The organism is Vibrio aphrogenes (assembly GCF_002157735.2).
In the GTDB taxonomy this organism is placed as follows: domain Bacteria; phylum Pseudomonadota; class Gammaproteobacteria; order Enterobacterales; family Vibrionaceae; genus Vibrio; species Vibrio aphrogenes.
In genome coordinates, this window is sequence record NZ_AP018689.1 from 1,206,665 (window position 1) to 1,227,223 (window position 20,559).

The 20,559-nt window shown below is 41.5% G+C and carries 19 protein-coding genes and 1 pseudogene; 11 read left to right on the forward strand and 9 right to left on the reverse strand.

The window, feature by feature from the left end:
* Nucleotides 1-317 precede the first annotated feature (317 nt).
* The 4 genes from VCA1004_RS05505 to VCA1004_RS05520 all read right to left on the reverse strand — a co-directional run bounded on the left by VCA1004_RS05505 (nucleotide 318) and on the right by VCA1004_RS05520 (nucleotide 3,564).
* A complete protein-coding gene (locus VCA1004_RS05505; RefSeq protein ID WP_086984395.1) occupies nucleotides 318-1,004 on the reverse strand; it encodes a CidB/LrgB family autolysis modulator in 687 nt (228 codons plus the stop codon).
* A complete protein-coding gene (locus tag VCA1004_RS05510; protein WP_164520863.1) occupies nucleotides 1,005-1,337 on the reverse strand; it encodes a CidA/LrgA family protein in 333 nt (110 codons plus the stop codon). It abuts the gene before it with no gap.
* Between the two features lie 94 nt (nucleotides 1,338-1,431).
* Nucleotides 1,432-2,856 carry an exodeoxyribonuclease I gene (gene sbcB, locus VCA1004_RS05515; protein ID WP_086984393.1) on the reverse strand — a complete coding sequence of 475 codons (1,425 nt, stop codon included), beginning with the start codon at nucleotides 2,854-2,856 and terminating at the stop codon, nucleotides 1,432-1,434.
* A 261-nt stretch (nucleotides 2,857-3,117) separates the two neighbouring features.
* Nucleotides 3,118-3,564, reverse strand: coding sequence for a tellurite resistance TerB family protein (locus VCA1004_RS05520; protein ID WP_086984392.1), 447 nt, complete (start codon nucleotides 3,562-3,564; stop codon nucleotides 3,118-3,120).
* Nucleotides 3,565-3,762: 198 nt separating this feature from the next.
* On the opposite strand from VCA1004_RS05520, the gene VCA1004_RS05525 reads away from it, so the two are divergent.
* The 5 genes from VCA1004_RS05525 to VCA1004_RS05545 all read left to right on the forward strand — a co-directional run bounded on the left by VCA1004_RS05525 (nucleotide 3,763) and on the right by VCA1004_RS05545 (nucleotide 10,911).
* Entirely contained in the window at nucleotides 3,763-4,485 is a 723-nt protein-coding gene (locus VCA1004_RS05525; protein ID WP_408646886.1) for a sulfite exporter TauE/SafE family protein, read from the forward strand.
* A 315-nt stretch (nucleotides 4,486-4,800) separates the two neighbouring features.
* Complete coding sequence (hrpA, locus tag VCA1004_RS05530; protein WP_164520864.1) at nucleotides 4,801-8,721, forward strand: ATP-dependent RNA helicase HrpA; 3,921 nt, start codon at nucleotides 4,801-4,803, stop codon at nucleotides 8,719-8,721.
* Nucleotides 8,722-8,960: 239 nt separating this feature from the next.
* Nucleotides 8,961-9,455: an outer membrane beta-barrel protein gene (locus VCA1004_RS05535; RefSeq protein ID WP_086984390.1), complete on the forward strand. Its 495-nt coding sequence runs from the start codon at nucleotides 8,961-8,963 to the stop codon at nucleotides 9,453-9,455.
* Between the two features lie 102 nt (nucleotides 9,456-9,557).
* Nucleotides 9,558-10,352, forward strand: coding sequence for an EcsC family protein (locus tag VCA1004_RS05540; RefSeq protein ID WP_086984389.1), 795 nt, complete (start codon nucleotides 9,558-9,560; stop codon nucleotides 10,350-10,352).
* A 22-nt stretch (nucleotides 10,353-10,374) separates the two neighbouring features.
* Nucleotides 10,375-10,911: a DUF924 family protein gene (locus VCA1004_RS05545; RefSeq protein WP_086984388.1), complete on the forward strand. Its 537-nt coding sequence runs from the start codon at nucleotides 10,375-10,377 to the stop codon at nucleotides 10,909-10,911.
* 132 nt (nucleotides 10,912-11,043) lie between these two features.
* Here VCA1004_RS05545 and VCA1004_RS05550 read toward each other — a convergent pair whose 3' ends face one another.
* Together VCA1004_RS05550 and VCA1004_RS05555 are read right to left on the reverse strand one after the other, a co-directional pair.
* On the reverse strand, nucleotides 11,044-12,672 hold the full coding sequence (locus VCA1004_RS05550; RefSeq protein ID WP_086984387.1) for an ABC transporter substrate-binding protein: 1,629 nt from the start codon (nucleotides 12,670-12,672) through the stop codon (nucleotides 11,044-11,046).
* Nucleotides 12,673-12,719: 47 nt separating this feature from the next.
* The gene (locus tag VCA1004_RS05555) at nucleotides 12,720-13,340 is read right to left on the reverse strand and encodes an outer membrane beta-barrel protein (RefSeq protein WP_086984386.1); all 621 of its coding nucleotides are present in this window, start codon (nucleotides 13,338-13,340) and stop codon (nucleotides 12,720-12,722) included.
* A 159-nt stretch (nucleotides 13,341-13,499) separates the two neighbouring features.
* On the opposite strand from VCA1004_RS05555, the pseudogene VCA1004_RS15190 reads away from it, so the two are divergent.
* Together VCA1004_RS15190 and VCA1004_RS05560 are read left to right on the forward strand one after the other, a co-directional pair.
* A pseudogene (locus VCA1004_RS15190) lies at nucleotides 13,500-13,634 on the forward strand (NADH:flavorubredoxin reductase NorW); the annotation flags it as partial.
* Between the two features lie 28 nt (nucleotides 13,635-13,662).
* Entirely contained in the window at nucleotides 13,663-13,998 is a 336-nt protein-coding gene (locus VCA1004_RS05560) for a DUF1971 domain-containing protein (protein ID WP_086984385.1), read from the forward strand.
* A gap of 120 nt (nucleotides 13,999-14,118) precedes the next feature.
* Here the strand turns inward: VCA1004_RS05560 and VCA1004_RS05565 are convergent, their stop codons facing one another.
* The gene (locus VCA1004_RS05565; RefSeq protein ID WP_086984384.1) at nucleotides 14,119-15,600 is read right to left on the reverse strand and encodes a carboxypeptidase M32; all 1,482 of its coding nucleotides are present in this window, start codon (nucleotides 15,598-15,600) and stop codon (nucleotides 14,119-14,121) included.
* Nucleotides 15,601-15,746: 146 nt separating this feature from the next.
* Between VCA1004_RS05565 and VCA1004_RS05570 the strand changes: the two genes are divergently transcribed.
* From VCA1004_RS05570 to VCA1004_RS05575, 3 genes are all read left to right on the forward strand, one after another.
* On the forward strand, nucleotides 15,747-16,388 hold the full coding sequence (locus VCA1004_RS05570; RefSeq protein WP_086984383.1) for a LysE family translocator: 642 nt from the start codon (nucleotides 15,747-15,749) through the stop codon (nucleotides 16,386-16,388).
* 362 nt (nucleotides 16,389-16,750) lie between these two features.
* On the forward strand, nucleotides 16,751-16,909 hold the full coding sequence (locus tag VCA1004_RS15195; RefSeq protein WP_086984382.1) for a hypothetical protein: 159 nt from the start codon (nucleotides 16,751-16,753) through the stop codon (nucleotides 16,907-16,909).
* Nucleotides 16,910-16,967: 58 nt separating this feature from the next.
* Complete coding sequence (locus VCA1004_RS05575) at nucleotides 16,968-17,621, forward strand: hypothetical protein (protein ID WP_086984381.1); 654 nt, start codon at nucleotides 16,968-16,970, stop codon at nucleotides 17,619-17,621.
* Nucleotides 17,622-17,819: 198 nt separating this feature from the next.
* Here the strand turns inward: VCA1004_RS05575 and VCA1004_RS05580 are convergent, their stop codons facing one another.
* Both VCA1004_RS05580 and VCA1004_RS05585 read right to left on the reverse strand, forming a co-directional pair.
* Nucleotides 17,820-18,302, reverse strand: a complete 483-nt coding sequence (locus VCA1004_RS05580; RefSeq protein WP_086984380.1) for a YajQ family cyclic di-GMP-binding protein — start codon at nucleotides 18,300-18,302, stop codon at nucleotides 17,820-17,822.
* 2 nt (nucleotides 18,303-18,304) lie between these two features.
* Nucleotides 18,305-19,369: a 3-deoxy-7-phosphoheptulonate synthase gene (locus VCA1004_RS05585; protein ID WP_086984379.1), complete on the reverse strand. Its 1,065-nt coding sequence runs from the start codon at nucleotides 19,367-19,369 to the stop codon at nucleotides 18,305-18,307.
* A 201-nt stretch (nucleotides 19,370-19,570) separates the two neighbouring features.
* On the opposite strand from VCA1004_RS05585, the gene VCA1004_RS05590 reads away from it, so the two are divergent.
* Nucleotides 19,571-20,473: a putative PEP-binding protein gene (locus tag VCA1004_RS05590; protein WP_086984378.1), complete on the forward strand. Its 903-nt coding sequence runs from the start codon at nucleotides 19,571-19,573 to the stop codon at nucleotides 20,471-20,473.
* Nucleotides 20,474-20,559 lie beyond the last annotated feature (86 nt).

Here is a 20,559-nt window from a genome sequence, read left to right on the forward strand (position 1 = left end):
AGGTATTCCTTTAAGACGTTGATACCAATCGTGGTTATTCTCTCATCACCAGGCTATCTATAGGTGATCTCTCATTTTTATGAAATTATAATTTATTGTTTCATTTTTAATGTGCTAATCGTCAAATTATTGAGCTTGTCTTTGAAGGTGAATGTCACAATAACTAACAATAGTCGATGATGAGTGGCTACAAATGAATACTTGGAAATATAAAGCGGGAAAATGCACTAGGATAGACGAAAAAAAAGAGGCATTACGAGCCTCTTTAGAATGACTGAATCATCGCAAGCGAGGGAGAAAACACTTGCGATGAGGTTTTAAGAGAAAAAGCCGCCAACCCATAAACAAAAAGCAAAGAAAAGCGGAGCTAAGATCGAGGTGATGATACCGCAACTGACTAAAGCCAATGAGCTGAATGCGGCATCTTCTGCGTTTTTTTCAGCACAGGTTGCCGTTCCTAGTGCGTGTGAAACCGTCCCCATGGTTAATCCTCGAGCAATCGGATGGGTGACGCCCAATAAGGTATAAATAGGATAGGCAAAGATAGAACCAAAGACACCGACGATTAATACGAGAATAGCCGCAATCGCAGGTTCTCCACCTAAGCTTTTGCCCACTTCCATAGCGATTGGTGTGGTGACGGATTTCCCCATTAAACTGGCAATGAGCGTCGGGTCTGTGTGCAAAGAGACCGCAATCAACCCCGCGCTAAGCATCGACATCACACTTCCGACGCCACAAGCTAAAAAGATGATTTTCCAATTTTGTTTAATTTGCGGTAATTGTTCATATAAGGGATAAGCCAGCGCAACCACCGCGGGTTGGAGCAGATAGGTCATCCAACTGTTTTGTGCATAATAAACCTGATAAGGCACATCTAATGCAAATAGAATTGGAATAATAATCACAATACTCAGCAATAAAGGATTGACGAGCGGGTGTTTGACTTTATTGGCTAACCAACGAACCGAGAAGAATACGGCAAAAGTAAGAAGCAACCACATTTATTGTTTCTCCTTCGTTGATTTGGGGACCAGTATTTTCTGTAAGCCTAACGCTAAGAGCACTAATACGATGCAGGTAGCGCCAACACTACTTGCAAAAATGGAGACGGCATTTTCGATAAGCAGAGGAAAATGATCCATTAAGCCGACACTGATTGGGACAAATAAAATGATCATGTAGCGAATGAATAATTGTGCGCCGGGCTTAACCCATTCTATTTTGACTATCCCCGAAGCGAGCAGGGTAAATAAAATGAGCATGCCAAAAATGCTACCTGGAACGGAAAGGTGGAAAAAATGTTGAATAGCATTACCTGCCCATAAGCTCAGCATGATCAGAGCGAAAGACAGGACATAGTTGAGTAGTTTGCTGAACAAGCGGATACTCCTGAAATTGTACGATATTGAGTTCGATGGAACGGCAAGGTTAAGACATTAACGACTCAACATATTGATAAACGGATTTTAAAATCTCCATTTTAGCCGCATCATTTTCATGCTCATAAACCAAGTTTTCAAGGTTAAGCATGTAATCTTCTAGGTGAGTTTCATAATAGTCACGGCAATGCGCTTGCCATTTCAGGCGTTCTGACTCGTTTAATGTCCATGGGAAGTTTCTCGCACGGTATCGGAATAGTAAAGGCTCGATACGAGGATCGCTGACGGATAATTCTAAACCGGCTAGCTTTTCAGGATCGGTTTCTCGAATGATATCAATAGTGGCTTTATCTGCAGGAGAGAAAAAGCCTTGATAAAGTTGCGTATCAACATTGTTATCTTGAGCAAATTCACGCTCAATATGGTAAATGGCGATCAGCTTTTCTCGGATCTCTGGGTGTGATTTTAAGATAGCGAGATTGGCTAAACATTGTTGTCGATCAATACCAATACGTTCAGCATTCTCTGCGGTCAGGGTTTTCGCAGGAGCCAGCACGGGGCATTTATTAATGTGCATTAACTTGAGCGGTACTGGTAATTCGTCTGGGGCTAAATCATCACGTTTAGTATAGAGGCGTTGATGTAAGGTTTCCGCATCAAGCTCGATTAATGGCGTCGGATCCATGGCTAGATTGACGGTGATGACGGCATTATTATTGGTGGGATGCCAAGCCATCGGCACAATCCAACTGATATTCGAACACTGCACGCCAAACATACCGGAAACATGAACCAGTGGTGTCATGTTAACAATATCAATAAGTTCGTTGAGTTTGCGCTTATGACGCATACTCAATAGATAATTAAATAACTTAGGTTGTGCTTGTTTGAGCTTTTTCGCCAGCTCTATGGTAGCAATGACGTCGGCCATCGCATCATGGGCATTACTGTGTTCAATGCCATTGGCAACAGAAAGGTGTTCCAATTTAAAACTTGGGAAACCTTCTTCGTTTTCAGGCCAGTTAATGCCTTCAGGGCGCAGGGCGTAGCAAGTACGCATAATATCAAGAAGATCCCAGCGTGAATTGCCATTTTGCCAAGACCAAGCGTAAGGATCGAAAAAATTACGATATAGCGTATATCGAGTTACTTCGTCATCAAATCGTATGCTGTTATAGCCTAAAGAAATCGTATTAGGCATAGACAATTCATCATGAATACGACGAATGAACTCAGGTTCAGGTAAGCCTTCTTGTTGGGTTTTTTGCGGTTTGATACCCGTAATTAATGCTGCTTCAGGAGAAGGCAGGTAATCACTCGGTGGTTGGCAATAAATCACTAATGGCTCACCGATAATATTGAAATCCATATCGGTACGAACCCCAGCAAACTGGCTAGGTCGATCTTTCGCTGGACTTACCCCCCAGGTTTCGTAGTCGAAAAAGAAAAAGCTTGGGGAGTGGTCATGACTCATAGGAATTTCCAATATATGAATAAGTTAAGAGGCGATATATTACCTTGAACCTCAAAGTAAAGAAATGCTTCAGCTAAGTTTCTAATCGTTAAGATTTCTTGGTTGTTCAGGCTAACCAGAATAAAATCTAGCCGCAGTGAAATCGAATGACAGTGAAACTTAATTACAGTGAAGCTTAATTACAGTGAAACAAAGTATAGCAATTAGGCCGTAACTTTACAGAGTATAGTTCTACCGATCATAACTTTACCGATCATAGTTTTACCGATCAGGAGCGACGGATAATTTAGCACGGATATAATCAGTATGATTTACATAGAGTAATTCTGCTACTTTACGAATGATGGCTTCTTCTATCGGGTCAAGATAATGATCAGCATAAGCGACTTGCCATAAAGATTGAATGACATCAAAACGTTGTTGATGCTCTAAATCTCGTAAATGATCCGTGAACTCGTACAAAGAGGCGGAGTTTTGGGCAAGTTGCTCGGCTTGTTCCAATAACGAAGCGGCGTCGGTTGCAGAAATGGACAATAACTTCATCAACATTTGTTGTTGCGTCGAACGTTCTTGTTCATCCACATTATGATCCGCTTGTGAGACTTGGCATAACAAAGAAGCAATCGCTAAATTAGGGTTGAGCGTGGATTGGCTTTGTTTTTGGTCTTCTATTAATTGCGAAAAAAGTGTTTTTAACGATTGGATCATACGCGCACCTCTAAAAAATGATTTAACACACTAACGTTTTGACGATAAATTTCAACAAAAGTCCTATCTATCTTAACCTTATTGTTTCAATTACTCCCTTAGTTGTATTGGGATAGTGTACAATTACCGTCAATTAGAACGGGGCTTGGTGGGGTATCAAGCCTTTATGTATTGCGTATTTCGAAGGTATTAAAAACTATGCTTGTGTTTGATCACACCGTGTTACTTGCCATGGCGATTATCTTTCTCGGTTCCTTTGTACAAAGCGCAATTGGCTTTGGTTTAGCGGTGGTAGCAGCTCCTTTGTTATTTCTGGTATCGCCAGAGTATGTTCCCGCCCCAATTGTGATGGTCGCGTTATTCAACTCCTTATTTAATGCTTATAAGTATAGGAATAATATTGCCTTAGGTGGCTTGAAAATGGCGATTTATGGGCGAATTCCCGGCTCAATCATGGGGGGAATATTACTTTTGTATGTGTCGAGCTCGGCGTTGTCTTTGTGGTTAGGTGTGATGGTATTATTGGCTGTGCTGGTGAGTTTTTTGCCGGTACGCTTTGAACCAACCCCAAACCGAATGGCGATAGCGGGGGTATTTTCTGGCTTTATGGGGACGAGCTCAAGTATTGGGGGCCCTCCCATGGCATTAATATTACAACACCAAGATGCTGCTTCGTTACGGGGTAACTTGGCAGCATTCTTTGTTTTTAGTTCGATTATTTCATTGGCCGTTCAATATTTTATTGGTTATTTGCATTGGGATTTATTCATCAAAACCTTGCCATTATTGCCGATGGGTTGGCTGGGGTATGTTGTGGCGCAAATTGTCGTGAAGCACGTTTCAAAGGAATGGATTCGTATTTCAACACTGGTGATTTGTTTAGTCAGTGCCTTAACTGCCATTATTCGCGGTTTATCTTAGAGTTCATGGCTTGCTATAGACATTCGAGATGTACCATGAATTTTGTGTTTTATTATAAAGCTTGATAATAAGCGACTTAAAAGAAGCCATTGAGACGTTATGAGCCTTTGCCAGCTGTGATATAATGGCCCATTATTAATATCAACCGTATTAATTATATGATCAGATAATTAGTGTGATTGGTATAAGTTCGCCAATTCGTTTCTTTCGATATTATATTTTTGTTTTTACAGCGTGAAGTAGGCTGATTTTACGCTGTCGTTTGTTTTCATAGGACCTGTTTTGACCAAACCTCATCAAAGTGATCGTGCTCAAGTGGACTCTCATTCATCCCATACTCCTCAAGCACACGCCAACACAGCACAGACACTACGTGCAGCTTTAAAAGAGTGTATGATCCGTGATCGTTTTCGTTTAAGTAAGCGTATTCATGGTGCCAGTAAAATTAAAAAACCGGAATCTCAAGCGGCGGTATTTGATGAAATCGCCATGGATATTGCCAAGTCTATGATGGTGGTGCAAAACCGCAGCGTGCATAAACCACATATTGAATATCCTGAAAATTTACCGGTGAGTCAAAAGCGTGATGATATTGCGCAGGCCATTGCTAATCACCAAGTGGTGATCATTGCCGGTGAAACGGGCTCGGGGAAAACGACTCAGATACCGAAGATTTGTAGCGAATTAGGGCGAGGCCGTGCAGGATTAATTGGTCATACTCAGCCGCGTCGTTTGGCGGCTCGTTCGGTTGCCAGCCGCATTGCAGAAGAAATGCAAACCCCAATGGGTGAGTTTGTCGGTTATAAAGTCCGTTTTAACGATCAAATTTCCGATAATACTCAGATCAAATTGATGACCGACGGTATCTTACTGGCTGAAATTCAACATGACCGATTCTTAAATCAATACGATACTATCATTATCGATGAAGCGCACGAACGCAGCTTAAACATCGATTTTATTATGGGTTATTTGAAAGAGTTATTACCCAAGCGTCCTGATTTAAAAGTGATCATCACATCAGCGACCATTGATCCTGAGCGTTTCTCTAAGCATTTTGATAATGCACCGATCATTGAAGTATCTGGTCGAACTTATCCGGTAGACGTGCGTTATCGTCCGCTCAATCCTGACGATTCAGACCAAGACCTTGACCAGCTTGAAGGTATCTTCCAAGCGGTAGATGAACTGTCTGATGAGCCGGGTTTAGGTGATATTCTGATTTTCATGAACGGTGAACGTGAAATTCGAGATACCGCTGATGCCTTGATGAAACGTAAGTTACGCGATACTGAAGTTGTGCCGTTGTACGCGCGTTTGTCATCAGCAGAGCAAAATCGGATTTTCCAACCGCATGCTGGTCGACGCATTGTTCTGGCGACCAACGTGGCGGAAACCTCATTAACGGTTCCGGGCATCAAATACGTGATTGACCCTGGTACGGCGCGTATCAGTCGTTATAGCTATCGCACCAAAGTACAGCGTTTGCCGATTGAGCCAATTTCACAAGCCAGTGCCAATCAACGTAAAGGGCGTTGTGGTCGTGTGAGTGAAGGGATTTGTATTCGCTTGTATTCCGAAGAAGATTTTAACTCTCGCCCTGAATTTACCGACCCTGAAATTCTACGCACTAACTTAGCCTCGGTTATTCTGCAAATGACCTCTTTAGGGCTTGGCGATATTGAAGCCTTCCCATTTGTTGAAGCCCCGGATAAACGCAATATTCAAGATGGTGTGCGCCTACTTGAAGAGCTTGGTGCGATTAATGCCAATGCCAAAGATCCTAAAAAACGCTTAACGGCAGTAGGGCGTCAACTTGCCCGTTTACCGATTGACCCACGGTTAGCGCGCATGGTACTGGAATCGGTAAAATATAACTGTCTGCAAGAAGTGATGATCATTACCTCGGCTCTGTCTATTCAAGACCCGCGTGAGCGTCCAAGTGATAAACAACAAAGCTCGGATGATAAACATAAACGTTTCTTCCATGAAGAGTCGGATTTTTTAACCTTTGTTAATGTCTGGCAGTACATCAAAGAGCAACAAAAAGCCTTATCTAACAATCAATTCCGTAAGCAATGTAAGCAAGATTATCTCAATTATCTACGTGTGCGTGAATGGCAAGATGTGTACTTTCAATTGCATCAAGCAATGCGTGAAATGAATGCCAAACTCAACACTGAAGCGGCAGGTTATCAATCGGTGCATACTGCTTTACTCTCAGGCTTACTGTCTCACATTGGTATGAAAGACGCCGAAAAGATTGAATATCAAGGCGCACGTAATGCTCGTTTTCATATTTTCCCTGCATCAGGCCTATTTAAAAAACAACCGAAATGGATAATGTCGGCCGAATTAGTGGAAACCTCCAAATTATGGGGTCGTATCATTGCGAAGATCCAACCTGAATGGGTTGAACCGCTTGCGCCACATTTGATTAAGCGTAGCTACAGCGAACCCCATTGGTCGAAGAAACAAGCCGCAGTAATGGCACATGAAAAAGTGATGTTGTATGGCATTCCTATTGTGCCGAAACGTACGGTCAATTATGGCAATATTGATTCAGTGGTCAGCCGTGAAATTTTCATTCGTAGCGCACTAGTGGAAGGTGATTGGGAAACTAAGCATAAGTTTTTCCATCAAAATCGTAAGCTCTTACGTGAAGTGGAAGAGTTGGAACACAAGTCCCGTCGTCGTGACATTTTGGTCGACGATGATGAGTTGTTTAACTTTTACGATCAACGGGTCAGTACCGAAGTTGTTTCTGGGCGACATTTTGATTCATGGTGGAAAAAAGCCAGTAAAGCAACGCCTGAACTGCTCGATTTTGAAAAAGAAATGTTGTTGCAAGGAGACGCTAGCCACGTTACGGATTTGGATTATCCAAACTTTTGGCACCAAAATGGTTTGAAGTTAAAGCTGAGCTATCAATTTGAACCAGGCCAAGACAATGATGGGGTGACGGTGCATATTCCGCTACCTATCCTAAATCAAATCAGTCCTGATGGATTTGATTGGCAGATCCCAGGATTACGTCATGAATTGGTGGTTAGCTTAATTAAATCGCTCCCAAAAGGGTTACGCCGTAACTTTGTGCCAGCACCAAACTATGCCGATGCTTTTTTAGCTCGGGTTACCCCAATGGAAATGCCACTTCTTGATGCATTAGAAAAAGAATTACGCCGCATGACGGGGGTTGAGGTGAAGCGTGAAGATTGGCAACTTGAGCAAATCCCCGATCACTTAAAAGTGACTTTCCGCGCGGTTGACCATCGTAAACGTAAGCTAAAAGAGCATTATGATTTATATGAGCTGAAAGAAAGCTTAAAAGATAAAGTGCAAGAAACGCTCTCAAAAGTGGCGGATGATGACATTGAACAACAAGGGCTACATACGTGGAGTTTTGGCGAGCTGCCAACGGTGTATCAACAAAAACGGGGTGGTTTTGAAGTCAAAGCGTTTCCGGCCTTAGTTGATGCTAAAGATAGCGTTGAAATCAAACTGTTTGAAACCGAGCAAGAGCAACAACAAGCCATGCGTGCAGGTCAACGACGCTTAATTCTACTTAATGTGCCGTCGCCAATTAAATATTTACACAGTAACTTGCCAAATAAATCGAAACTGGGTTTGTACTTTAACCCATACGGTAAAGTATTAGATTTAATCGATGATTGCATTGCTTGTGGTGTGGATAAATTGATCGAACAAAAGGGCGGCCTAGTGTGGCAGCCACAGCAATTCGAAGCCTTAAAAGAGCACGTGCGTGCCGAGTTGGGTGATACTGTTGTCGATATTGCTCAGCAAGTTGAAACCATTTTAACCACCGCTTTTAGTATCAATAAAAAGCTTAAAGGTAAGGTGGATTTTTCGATGGCATTTGCGTTATCTGATATTAAAGCGCAAATCGAAAGCTTGATATTTAAAGGTTTTGCAACGGAGTGTGGTTGGAAGCGTTTGCCAGATATTTTACGTTATATGAAGGCAATTGAACGCCGTATGGAGAAATTGCCGATTGATCCGAATAAAGATCGCTTACATATGCTCAAAGTTGAATCAGCCGTCAAAGACTATAAAGAGCTGCTGAACAAGATTCCAAAGGGCGTGGACATTCCTGAAAACGTTAAAGAAATTCGTTGGATGATTGAAGAGCTGCGGGTGAGTTACTTTGCTCAACAACTAGGTACGCCTTATCCTGTGTCGGATAAACGTATCAAAAATGCGATTGATGCGTGTTGATCAATTTAGGATGGCTTGTTAATCAATCACTATTTGTTAAAGGCTTGTGTGTGACTTTTCGACAAAGGTTGACGGATTTTTCTTAAGTTTTGTAAAGATTTGTCATATTCAGCAAGCATTTGGGAATTATTTCTTGATTTTGCATGGCATCTCACTAATCATGCGTATAACTATTTAATATAAAGCTGGCAATCCGTTAGCTTAGATGAATGAAACTCGATAAATTCGAAGGGAATAGAATGAAAAAAACGCTTTTAGCGCTTGCTTTAATGGGAGCAGCGTCACCTGCATTAGCAGATTCGTGGCTTTATGCTGGTGTTAACTATGGTAGTGCCGATTACAACAAGTCTGGTACTAGCAGTGACGGAACTTACGGTGTCAATATCGGTACTGGTATTTTACCTTTTATCGGTGTTGAAGCAGGTTACTGGGATCTTGGTCAAGCAGCAGGTTCTGATTTAACCACCGTTTATGCCGCAATCAAACCAAGCATTAATATTGGTCCATTGGAGTTTTACGGTAAACTTGGGACTAACAAATACGATGTTGGTGCGGGTAAACAATTTAAAGACGATGATGGCTATGATTTCATGTATGGCGCAGGTGTTGAATATACGGTTTTAGACGGAATTCCACTTGGTTCATTATCCGTAGGTTTAGCGTATAACCACTTTGGATTTGATCAACTTGATGCTAACACTTACACATTAAGCGCGACGTTCCATTTCCTATAAAATCTCGCTTAATACGGTTTTAATCACCGTTAATGAATGAAGTCTCTTAAACCGTTGCCTAATATTATTAGGTAGCGGTTTTTTCTTATTAAAGAGGGAGTAATGTCAATGGAGTTAACGCCACAAGATCAACGACAACTGGCGCGGGCAAAGCAACTTCTGGAAAATCCAGGATTAGCAGCTAAAATGTCCAATGCGATTGGTTCTCCAATTGAACATGGCTTGAAGCGTTTACCGAAGAGCTGGAATGATAGTATTGATGAGCTGACTCAAAAGGCCTTATTAAAAGCCTCCGAGACCGCCATCATGACGATGAAAGATTCAACCGATGATGCCGCTTCATTCAATCGTCTTCATCAATTGGGGGTAGCGGTCAGTGGCGGCGTTGGTGGTTTTTTTGGTATTGCAGGTATTGCTGTTGAATTGCCGATTTCAACGACCATCATGTTGCGTTCTATTGCCGATATTGCTCGAGCAGAAGGTGAGTCTATTCGTGAACTGGAAACGAAATTGGCTTGTATTGAAGTCTTTGCTTTAGGTGGGCGAAGCCAAAAGGATGACGGGAGTGAGAGTGGCTATTATGCGGTACGTACGGCGCTCGCGAAGTCGGTGATGGACGCCTCTGAGTTTTTAGCTAAGAAAACGCTCACGGATAAGGGCTCGCCTTTATTAGTCAAAATAACCGCAGAAGTAGCAAAACGATTTGGCATCCAAGTGACTGAAAAAGCGGCAGCACAAGCCATTCCTGCGATTGGAGCAGCTGGTGGCGCTATCATTAACACACTTTTTATTGGCCACTATCAAGATATGGCAACTGGGCATTTCATTATTCGTCGCCTTGAGCGTCAATATGGGAAAGCTTATATTCAAACGCAATATCAAAAGCTTGAAGTTTAACCAACTACAGTTGAGGTTACCTATGCAAGAACAAGTGTTGGAATTTTGGTTTCACGAATTGAGCCCAGAGCAATGGTGGCAACACGACCCTGAATTGGATGCCGTGATTGAGCATAAGTTTGCTAACCTTCATACTCAAGCAGAGTTAGGTGAGCTGTATACTTGGCGTGCAGAGCCGCATGGGGCCTTGGCGGAAGTCATCATTCTTGATCAATTTTCGCGCCATATTTATCGGGATACCCCGAAAGCTTATGCCAGTGATGCTCAAGCCTTAGCTCTGGCTCAAATAGCAGTAAGTCAAGGGCTTGATCAACAGTTAACTCCTGATGAACGGCTATTTTTATATCTTCCTTATATGCATAGTGAGTCCCCATTCATTCATGAGATCGCAATGGGTTTATTTACCGCGTTAGGCAAACCTACTAATTTAGATTTTGAATATCGTCATAAAGTGATTATTGACCGTTTTGGGCGCTACCCTCATCGAAACGATATTTTAGGTCGTGCCTCAACAGATGCTGAAATTGCCTTTTTAAAACAACCTGATTCAAGTTTTTAAGTCATGATACTAGACAGCTTAGCTACATTTTCTTAGCGTGTGAACTCACGAATAAGGAACCAAGCAATGCACTCACAAAAAGTCGCAGTTATTACTGGTGGTAGCAGAGGGATTGGCGCCGCGACATCACGTTTATTTAATCCATAATTGATGAAAGTCCGCATATCCGGAATGATTGATTTGAATCCCTTGTACTTCTTGAGTAGACGTTAAGACTTCTTTTCCTATGAATAATGGCAAGTAACGACCATTCGCTAATAATTGCTCTTCAATGCGTTTTAAGTTTAGAAAGGCCTTGTCTGTGCCAATCGCGGCGTTCAAATACTGCTTATGTTGCTTCATTTCAGCTGGAGAAAAGGTAAATTTCAAGCCAGTTGAGATAGATAGCCATTCGTAAAGACCATATTCTTGGGGTTGTTCAATGACTTCTTCAATAAGCATTAAGTCGGCTTTGTCGTGCATGGTTTCCGGGTGGCTGATGTCCACCAATTCAACCACCTTGAGTGTTAAGCCAGTTTCACTAATGGTGCGATGTAACCAACCCGACATAGTTTGTAAGTGAGGAATGGTCCAATGCGGCTCTGCAATCACAATCTCACCGACCAATTGAGGGCAGGAGAGGTGGCCGACAGCCGGAGTTGACGATTGTAAGGTTAAGCTATCGACTGCACGTTCAGCATCAAATTGGTATTTTTTGACGGCAAGATACTGATAAAGTTGGCTTAAAGTTTGTGGAGATAACCGACGGTCTTTCCGATAATTAAAAGTTAAATAAGAAAATGAGTTAATTTCGGTGGTTTCACTTTGAGCTGATGCTTGGTTAAAACTGAGTGAGTGGTGAATTTCTCGCTCACCATGTAATAAGGTGATTTTTTCGATTAAGGCATTTACTCCAAAGTATTCACGGTGTTGCTCTAATATCAGTTGTTCTTTGTCCCATTTTTTGATTTTAAACGGCCCGGTGCCAATTTTTTGTAGCTCTTTGGATTGGCACATGATCGAGGTATTGGTCGACGCTAAAACGTATGGAAAAAAGACATTGGCAGACTTGAGGGTGATGGTTAAGCAATAGGGCCCATCGGCTTTAATATCGACAATCGACTCACATAGATGCCGAATAGGTCCATCTTCATGTCTTAATCGATTTAAACTCCAGATAACGTCATCCATGGTTAAAATGCGACCATGGTGAGTCACAATATTTTTTCTTAACCATAAAGTAAGTACATTTTCTTTACTTTCCCAAGTGTGAGCGATACCGGGCTGTAGCTGACCAGTTTTGTCTTGTGTTAATAAGGTATCGTAAATACTTTTAATGACTTGCAGCTCTGCCGAACGTATGGTTTTAACGGGATCAAGCGTTTGTAGGTAAGGGTATTGGGCGATCAATAATTGATTACTGCACACCTGAAATTGAGCTTGTTGCTTGGCTTCTGTTAAAGCTTCAATGACCGTTGCATCGTAAGTATTAATGAGTTTAGTGATTAAGGTAAAACGATCTAAATTCAATTCGTAATGAATTACTTGAAATAGAACGTCATACCATGACACACAGAGTGTTAATTGGCTGCTACGTCCGCGGCCTTTTGAGGGCTGCCACTGTATCCAACTCAGTTGATGTAAATTTTTCAGAATAATTGTGGTGTTACGACGAGAAGTGGAAAGAATGGTTTCTAGTTGTTCTAAATTAACGCTATAGGCTTGTTTTATATTGAAGTGTTGTAATAGCTGGTAGAAGCGTCTTAGATTATTCTCGGTCATGTTACTCACTAAATAGGGGCAGGAAAGCCCCTATTATAAATGATTAATTATAGAAAGTGGTAACTGAGGCCTAATGAGAAGATATTAATATCAGAATCTACGGTAACTTTGGCTAATCCGTTATCAATTAAATCCAGTTCAGGTCTTAAATAATCCCAAGATGCACGGATAGTGACATTATTCGTTACCGCATAATCGACGCCTAAACCAAGAATGCCAGAAACATCAGACTCCGAGAATGTTGAATAAGATGAGTAGCCTGCCAATTGATTACTGACTTTGACTTCAGCATTAAAATACGCAATCCCAGCTTTCGCATACACACTAAAATTATCGGTTACAGGATAAGAAATCTTAGGTTGTAGTGCTAAGTAGCTCATGTCGCCAATTGAAGCATAAGAACCATTTAAAGCATCAATTCCGGCAAGGCTGGCCTCTAAGCCAAAGTAAGGATTAAATTGGTAACCACCATAGATACTAACCGCCATAGAGTCATCTTCTTGGAGCGAAAGGTGCTGCGTTGTTGAGTAACCCAAAGCTTGCGCTTCAACATACGTATCACTAAATTGAGCTTGACCAACAGAACCACCAATATACCAATGAGCTTGAGCTGTTAACGGTAAGGTGCTTAATAAAAGAACAGGAGTAAGAAAAAGTTTGTTAAGCATACAGAATGAACCTATAAAAAAATAAACGGCTCTCATTCCTTGAGAAGTTGCATTTAATGTCTGAATTTGTGGGCGGGATTCTACGTTGCTCTTGAGATTAAAACAGGTAATGATTCAACTCATTATTGCGTGTTTTAATGGGGATACCATTGGAGTGTTCAAATATCGCAAGAGGGAATCGTGGCTAAAGCTAAAAATGAGCAGCAACAATTGATCGGGTTTGTCGTCACGGATAGTCAAGTTAAGCACGCTTTCCCATTACTTCGTGATTTATCACAAAGCATGGCTAATTAATAAATTACGGTATAAGAGGTATATTATTATGTCACATTTACGTATTCCAAAAGATTGGACAGTTCGACGTTCAACTCCTTTTTTTACTAAAGAGAATGTCCCCGCAGCATTACTATCACACCACAATACCGCCGCAGGGGTATTTGGACAGATATGTGTGATGGAAGGACAAGTGACTTATTTTGGATTTGCGGATGAGTCAGCAACAGAGCCGGAAGTTAAAGTAGTAATTAAAGCGGGTCAATTTGCCACCAGCCCACCTCAATATTGGCATCGTGTAGAGTTAAGTGATGATGCACAATTTAATATTAATTTTTGGTCAAGCCCTGAACATACCAGCACCACCATGTTCCACACTAAATAAGCGCTGAAATCGTCACTCAGCCTCTGAATATTGCTTCAGAGGCTGAGTATTATGAGTTTGAGAGCAAATATCTTTTCAGCCGAGCCAAAGCGATGACTCGGCCTCTATTGATTAACTTGATTACAAATAACGATTTCTCAAATGTGCTTGGAAGTGCGCGGCATTCAAGGTTTCGCCGGTTGCCGCTTTTACTAATTCATCGGTAGTTAAGCTACTACCTTTACTCCAAATCTTCTCCGATAACCAAGAGAAAATAGGGGAGAGATCGCTGCTAACAATCGCTGCTTCAACATCAACCGTCTTTTTCATGGCTGCCATAAATTGTGCAGCGTACATTGCACCTAATGTGTAACTTGGGAAATAACCAAATGAGCCATCGGTCCAATGGATATCCTGCATGCAACCATTTTTAAAGTTGTCTTTGGTGGTTAAACCTAGGTATTGCTGCATTTTTTGATCCCATAATTCAGGGACATCTTGAAATGAAATCTTGCCATTGATTAAGTCACGTTCAATTTCATAACGTAAAATGACGTGAGCAGGATAGGTGAGTTCATCTGCATCGACCCGGATAAAGCTTTTTTCAACTCGAGTATATAGCTTTTGAAAGTTGTGAGCGTGAAAAGCGTGATTATCGTTTGCTTGGAACTCTTGTTGTGCTAAATGGGATAAGTGGGCAATAAATTCAGGGCTACGACCTAATTGCATCTCAAAAAAGAGAGATTGAGATTCATGAATTCCCATTGAGCGCGCTTCGCCGACTGGCAGCCCTGCGAACGCTTTCGGCAAGCCTTGTTCATAGCGAGCGTGACCAGTTTCATGAATGGTGCCCATCAAGGATTGGACAAGGTCTGCTTCATCATAACGGGTGGTAATTCGTACATCGGTTGGAACCCCACCACAAAATGGGTGCACACTTTCATCTAAGCGGCCATGGTTAAAATCAAATTGTAAAAACTGCATGATTTTAAGCCCTAATGCTTTTTGCTTGGCAGCTGAAAATGGTCCTTGTGGTTGAATAAAGGACTCTTGACTTTGTTTTTCAATTACTTGATCGACTAAATTAGGCAGCCAAGTTTTGACGTCGTTGAAAACGCTATCTAATGAAGTGCTGGTGGTGCCAGGCTCGTATAACGATAACATCGCATCGTAAGGGGTTGTGCCGAGGTTTTCTGCCCGAATTTGTGCTTCTTGTTGAGAAAGGTTCACCACTTCTTGCCAGTTTTTGGCAAAACCAGACCAATCATTATTTGGACGTTGGGTACGCCATGCATGTTCACATTTAGAGCCAGCTAATGATTTGGCTTGTACAAGATCTTGCGGTAAGACTGTCGTTTGTTGCCAACGCTGTTTCATTTCTCGTAAGCTGGCTTGTTGTTGCAGTGTTAAGCTTTCTTGTTCTGCGCCCGCAAACCAGTCAGCTAATTGAGGGGCGGTATTGAGCTGATGGATAAGAACGGATAATTCAGCCATGGCGTTAGAGCGAGCCTCATTACCACCTGCGGGCATGACCGCCGCTTGATCCCAGCCAGAAATGGCCGCCAAATGATTAAAATTCGCTAATTTTTGTGAATGCTGAACCAGCTTTTGATAGTCGCTCATCATATTCCTTTATTCATTTTTAAGATCTTTAGTTTTAAGAGGTTATAGCATCTTGAAAAGAACGCTGCAAAACACTTTCTTTCATTTAGTTTCACTGATATAACAAAAGAGGATTTCAACGTTTATGGCTTTTGAGCAGGGATATCATGGACTTTTATATTGTAAATACCGGGGCGTTCTTAGTCGCCATTACTATTTTGACCTTAACCCCAGGGTTAGACACCGCTTTGGTGATTCGTAATACCTCTCGCAGTGGTAGCATGGATGGCTGCGTGACCAGTCTTGGCATTTGTTGTGGTTTGTTTGTGCACGCTACTTTGTCTGCAATTGGGATTTCCGCCATTTTATTGCAATCTGCGGAGCTATTTCATGCGATGAAGTTAGTGGGCGCGGCCTATTTGGTCTACCTTGGGATCACCAGTTTGATAGCGGTATGGAAAGGTCAGGGGCAGCTTGATGTGACGAGTGGCAGTGTCGGTAAACCGCTCTCGATAAAGCGTTCTTTCCGCGAAGGTTTATTATCGAATGTCTTGAACCCAAAAACAGCTGTCTTTTATTTGGCTTTTTTGCCGCAGTTCATTAACCCCCAACATTCGGCTTTATTGCAATCTTTATTCATGGCGTGCATTCATTTTGTCATTGCGATGATTTGGCAGTGTGGGATTGCCACTATGGTACATTCGGCAAAAAACTGGATTCAAAATTCCTCTATGATGAAATGGATGGAAGGGGTCACCGGTGCCGTTTTAGTGACTCTTGGTCTAAAATTAGCGTTAGATAATGATTAAATGACAAGACTATCTTTTGCTAGATAAAACATATTACTGGGTATGACATTTTTCTGAATATGACATTGTGAAAACAAACCTTGAGCTAGACTAAGGTATTTTGTCGTGATTATGTTATAAATCCTAAAGTTAAGCTCGTTCAAGGGGTAATACCAATTACACAAATTAGATGGTCAGAAATTGCGTAGGAAAAAAGCTTGAGAACAAAGCAGAAGTTTTTGATAAGTCGCTATTCTACAATTAACCTCTTTTATAAGCGAAAAGTTAAGCGTATACGAGCAAAAAGTTAAACACAGTTATCGAGCCTTTGAACAAGCAAGAATGATCTGATAATGAGTACAATTGGTCTAATAAGGGATACGATGAATCGATTAATTGCCATTGCTATATTTGCAGTATTAGCGTATTTGCTGATCAAGTACCGCACCAATGCAACCTTGCAAAAGTGGGTGGCGATAACATTATCGGTTGCCTTATTGGTGTACGTGGCGTTTGTTGTGATAACAGAATTACTTCGTTAATGACGTTTTGGGTTATAGCGATTCTTCTTTGTTGATTATTTTTGGGAACCATTCATTCATGAATAATAAAGTTTTACTGCTTGTTGCTGTCGTTATTGGTGGGGCTTTAGGCTCACTTGTGACTTATACTCAGCTTAATCCTGAGGCGCAACAACGACAGTCACAACAAACTGAGTTAGCCAATGAAAACCAAGCTCTGCAGGCCAAGAATGAAGAGTTACAATCTTCTGTCGAGCAACTGCAACAAAAGTTTGCGCAACAATCTCAAACTCAAGAAGAGAAAATCCAACAACTGACTGAGCAATTGGACAAAATCCAACAACAAAAGAAAAAAGTTGAGCAGACTTTAGTGGTACAGAAAAAGCAGGCGGTGACTTTAAAAACCGCAAATAAAGAGCTTGAGAAAACCACGGAACTGCAAAGTGATTTGTATAAACAATCTCATGAATTATTCGCCCAGCAAGAGCAGCTTGAAGCACAGATTACCAAGTTAACGACGACTCGCGAGAAGTTGGTCGTACAAAGCAAAAAGCTCAAAGAAGAATGTAAATTGTTTAAAGATGGGACAAGTTGGGACCCTAAATCGGATTCTTGTGATAAAGAAAAGTTAGCGACAGAACAAATTGGTAAAATTGATGCTTCATTAACCAAGAAAAAACAAGAGTTAGCCGATGTAAAAGCTTTGATGGCTAAGCTGGGAGTCAAATCATAAGCCATGATACCAATCGTACTTATTATCTGAACATTACTGTTTGTATTGGCAGTGGAGCCGAGATAAGAATGGCACGTTCAATCACGTGCCATTTTTAGTTTAATGCTGGTTCGTTTAGCGTTGAATCACTTGGTATTAAGGCTGTTGGTATAAGCAGCCTTGAATAGATTCAGATTTGTGAACCCAGTTAGCAGGTCATTAATCTTTAAAATTATTAAATTGGAAAGGTTGCTCAAGTTCAGAAGAACGTACCAGGCTCATGACTTGTTGCAAATCATCACGTTTTTTACCAGTAACACGCACTTTATCGCCTTGAATCGAAGCCTGAACTTTGATCTTAGAGTCTTTGATCAGTTTGACGACTTTTTTCGCGACAGCGACATCAATACCTTGCTTAAACCAAGCTTCTTGAGTATGCGTTTTGCCGGTTTGGTCGGCTTTTTGAAGATCAAGTGCATTCGCATCGACACCACGTTTAGCCAATTGACCACGAAGTATCGTCATCATCTGACCAATTTGATATTCATTTTCGGCGGTTAGCTTGACGATATCATTTTTAAATTCGAAGCTTGCGTTTACATTACGGAAGTCGAAACGGGTATCTAATTCACGGCTGGCATTTTCAGTAGCATTTCTTACTTCAACACTGTCTACTTCAGAAATAATGTCAAATGAAGGCATGATCAGTTTTTCTCCGATTGATTTTTAATGGTTTGGGCAAGTAAGGAAAGCATTTCTGCGGTATCTTCCCAGCTTAAACAAGGATCAGTAATGGATTTACCGTAAGTGAGGGCGGAAAGTTCATCAATAGGTTGATTCCCTTCTTCAATAAAGCTTTCAGCCATGATGCCGGCAATCGATTGAGAGCCATTTTCGATTTGTTGGCAAATATCTTTGGCGACATCCAGTTGTTTACGGTGGATTTTTTGGCAATTAGCGTGGCTAAAATCAACGACTAAGCGTGGCGTTAACCCCACTGATTTTAATTGGGTGCACGCGGTTTCTACCGAGTGTGAATCAAAGTTTGGTCCAGTCTCGCCACCACGTAGAATTGCATGACCATAAGGGTTACCTGAAGTGCGGTAAACCGTCATGCGGCCATTTTTATCTGGAGAGCAAAAGTAATGCGAAGCTTGTGCCGCACGAATGGCATCGGTTGCGATTTTCACATTGCCATTGGTGCCATTTTTGAACCCCACAGGACAAGACAAGGCAGAGGCCATTTCTCGGTGAATTTGTGATTCAGTAGTTCGCGCGCCAATCGCTCCCCAAGAGATTAAATCAGCGATATATTGACCGGTGATCATATCTAAAAATTCGGTTGCAGTGGCCAGACCCAGTTTGTTGATATCAAGCAGCAGTTTACGGGCTTTATGTAAGCCAGCTTCAAGGGCATAGCTGCCATCTAGATTAGGATCACTGATTAAACCTTTCCAACCAATGACAGTACGAGGCTTTTCAAAGTAGGTTCTCATTACGATGAATAATTGGTCTTGATATTGCTCTTGGAGTGCGTTTAAGCGTTGTGCATAATCCATCGCAGCTTCAGTATCGTGTACTGAGCATGGGCCTACAATGACCAGTAGGCGAGAGTCGTTTCCGGATAAGATATTTTCAATCTGACGACGAGAGGATTCAATGTGTGCCGCCACTTCATCAGAGATTGGATGAGCTTGCATTAACTCTAAAGGGGTAGGCATGGGGCCTAAAGGCTGAGTTCTAAGCTCATCAGTTTTTACAAAAGGCATTCGTTTGTCTTCATTTAAAGTACACTGCGTAAAGATAACGGAAATATGTGATGGAATAAACGTTCTAACGTTCTTTCTTCTGAATTTTTCTGATTTTTAATTCTAAATAGGATGTATTTTTAGCGGAAAATGTATTTTTGCTTGTTTTGTGGCGGTTAACTCAGTATTTTCAAGTTATCGCGACTAATTAATGGAGTATTTATGTCTCAAGATCTACAAGGAACCATTCCTTCTAATGCACTCATTGGTGATGTTCTGCCTTCGCAACGAAAAGACTCAGTTGATAAGGCAAGCCATCTTTTTGTTTCCCTGAGTGAATTAGTACAAGAACATATTTATTATCACCCTGAAATTGGTCTGAATTTAGTGCATCTTTCTGAAGCGGATACTTGCCACTTACAAACGATTTTGAATGTACAGGAGTTGGACTCGGCAATCATTGATAATCATTTTGTGACCACTTTAGTGAGTAGTATCGAAAATGCCATTTTACCTCAACATCAACATATTCGAGTGTGTTTGTCTGACGCCGATAGTTATGCTTATTCAGCGTTGATAGGTGGCAGTATTGAACAGACGGAAGTCAACCCAGCCATTGGTGTGCGTGGGGTATCTCGTTTCTCTTCTCCTGAATTTACTCATTCATTTGAACTAGAATGTCGAGTCATTAAGCAATTGCGAGATAAAGGTATCGATGTTGAGATTGTTGTCCCGTTTGTTCGAGCTTTAAGTGACGCGGCGATGATCATTGATTGTCTTGCGGTACAAGGGCTACCAAGGGGGTTAGGTGGGTTAAAAGTGTTGTATTGTTGCGATTCACCGTCATCTATTTTACTTGCCGATAAATTGCTGCAATATTTTGATGGCCTAGTTGTTAATACGGGTAACCTGACTCAGCTTACTTTGGGTATCGATATTCATAATGAATCATTGCAGGCCTTGTTTAATCCAGAACATGAGTCGGTATTACTGCTAATTGCGCAAGCGGTGAAATCAGCCAATCAAGCCAAGAAACCGGCTATCGTCTATTGCCAACAGTTACTGCAGTTACCAAAAATGCAGAATGCCTTAGCTGAATTAGATGAAGTGCAAGTTTTGCTGTAACGGTTTTGTCTAAACTTTCGATAGGTTCACAAAAAGCCGATCTCGTGATCGGTTTTTTTTATCTCTTAAGCAAGATTACGCATTGG

What these genes read in the sequence shown, in the direction of transcription:
- sbcB (WP_086984393.1), bottom strand. Translation starts at nt 2,856, where the DNA reads ATGAGTCATGACCACTCCCCAAGCTTTTTCTTTTTCGACTACGAAACC.
- VCA1004_RS05550 (WP_086984387.1), bottom strand. Translation starts at nt 12,672, where the DNA reads ATGACCGAGAATAATCTAAGACGCTTCTACCAGCTATTACAACACTTC.
- VCA1004_RS05525 (WP_408646886.1), top strand. Translation starts at nt 3,763, where the DNA reads ATGCTTGTGTTTGATCACACCGTGTTACTTGCCATGGCGATTATCTTT.
- VCA1004_RS05520 (WP_086984392.1), bottom strand. Translation starts at nt 3,564, where the DNA reads ATGATCCAATCGTTAAAAACACTTTTTTCGCAATTAATAGAAGACCAA.
- VCA1004_RS05535 (WP_086984390.1), top strand. Translation starts at nt 8,961, where the DNA reads ATGAAAAAAACGCTTTTAGCGCTTGCTTTAATGGGAGCAGCGTCACCT.
- VCA1004_RS15195 (WP_086984382.1), top strand. Translation starts at nt 16,751, where the DNA reads ATGAATCGATTAATTGCCATTGCTATATTTGCAGTATTAGCGTATTTG.
- VCA1004_RS05590 (WP_086984378.1), top strand. Translation starts at nt 19,571, where the DNA reads ATGTCTCAAGATCTACAAGGAACCATTCCTTCTAATGCACTCATTGGT.
- VCA1004_RS05510 (WP_164520863.1), bottom strand. Translation starts at nt 1,337, where the DNA reads ATGCTGAGCTTATGGGCAGGTAATGCTATTCAACATTTTTTCCACCTT.
- VCA1004_RS05555 (WP_086984386.1), bottom strand. Translation starts at nt 13,340, where the DNA reads ATGCTTAACAAACTTTTTCTTACTCCTGTTCTTTTATTAAGCACCTTA.
- VCA1004_RS05540 (WP_086984389.1), top strand. Translation starts at nt 9,558, where the DNA reads ATGTCAATGGAGTTAACGCCACAAGATCAACGACAACTGGCGCGGGCA.
- VCA1004_RS05575 (WP_086984381.1), top strand. Translation starts at nt 16,968, where the DNA reads ATGAATAATAAAGTTTTACTGCTTGTTGCTGTCGTTATTGGTGGGGCT.
- VCA1004_RS05585 (WP_086984379.1), bottom strand. Translation starts at nt 19,369, where the DNA reads ATGCCTTTTGTAAAAACTGATGAGCTTAGAACTCAGCCTTTAGGCCCC.
- VCA1004_RS05565 (WP_086984384.1), bottom strand. Translation starts at nt 15,600, where the DNA reads ATGAGCGACTATCAAAAGCTGGTTCAGCATTCACAAAAATTAGCGAAT.
- VCA1004_RS05505 (WP_086984395.1), bottom strand. Translation starts at nt 1,004, where the DNA reads ATGTGGTTGCTTCTTACTTTTGCCGTATTCTTCTCGGTTCGTTGGTTA.
- VCA1004_RS05545 (WP_086984388.1), top strand. Translation starts at nt 10,375, where the DNA reads ATGCAAGAACAAGTGTTGGAATTTTGGTTTCACGAATTGAGCCCAGAG.
- VCA1004_RS05570 (WP_086984383.1), top strand. Translation starts at nt 15,747, where the DNA reads ATGGACTTTTATATTGTAAATACCGGGGCGTTCTTAGTCGCCATTACT.
- VCA1004_RS05580 (WP_086984380.1), bottom strand. Translation starts at nt 18,302, where the DNA reads ATGCCTTCATTTGACATTATTTCTGAAGTAGACAGTGTTGAAGTAAGA.
- VCA1004_RS05560 (WP_086984385.1), top strand. Translation starts at nt 13,663, where the DNA reads ATGTCACATTTACGTATTCCAAAAGATTGGACAGTTCGACGTTCAACT.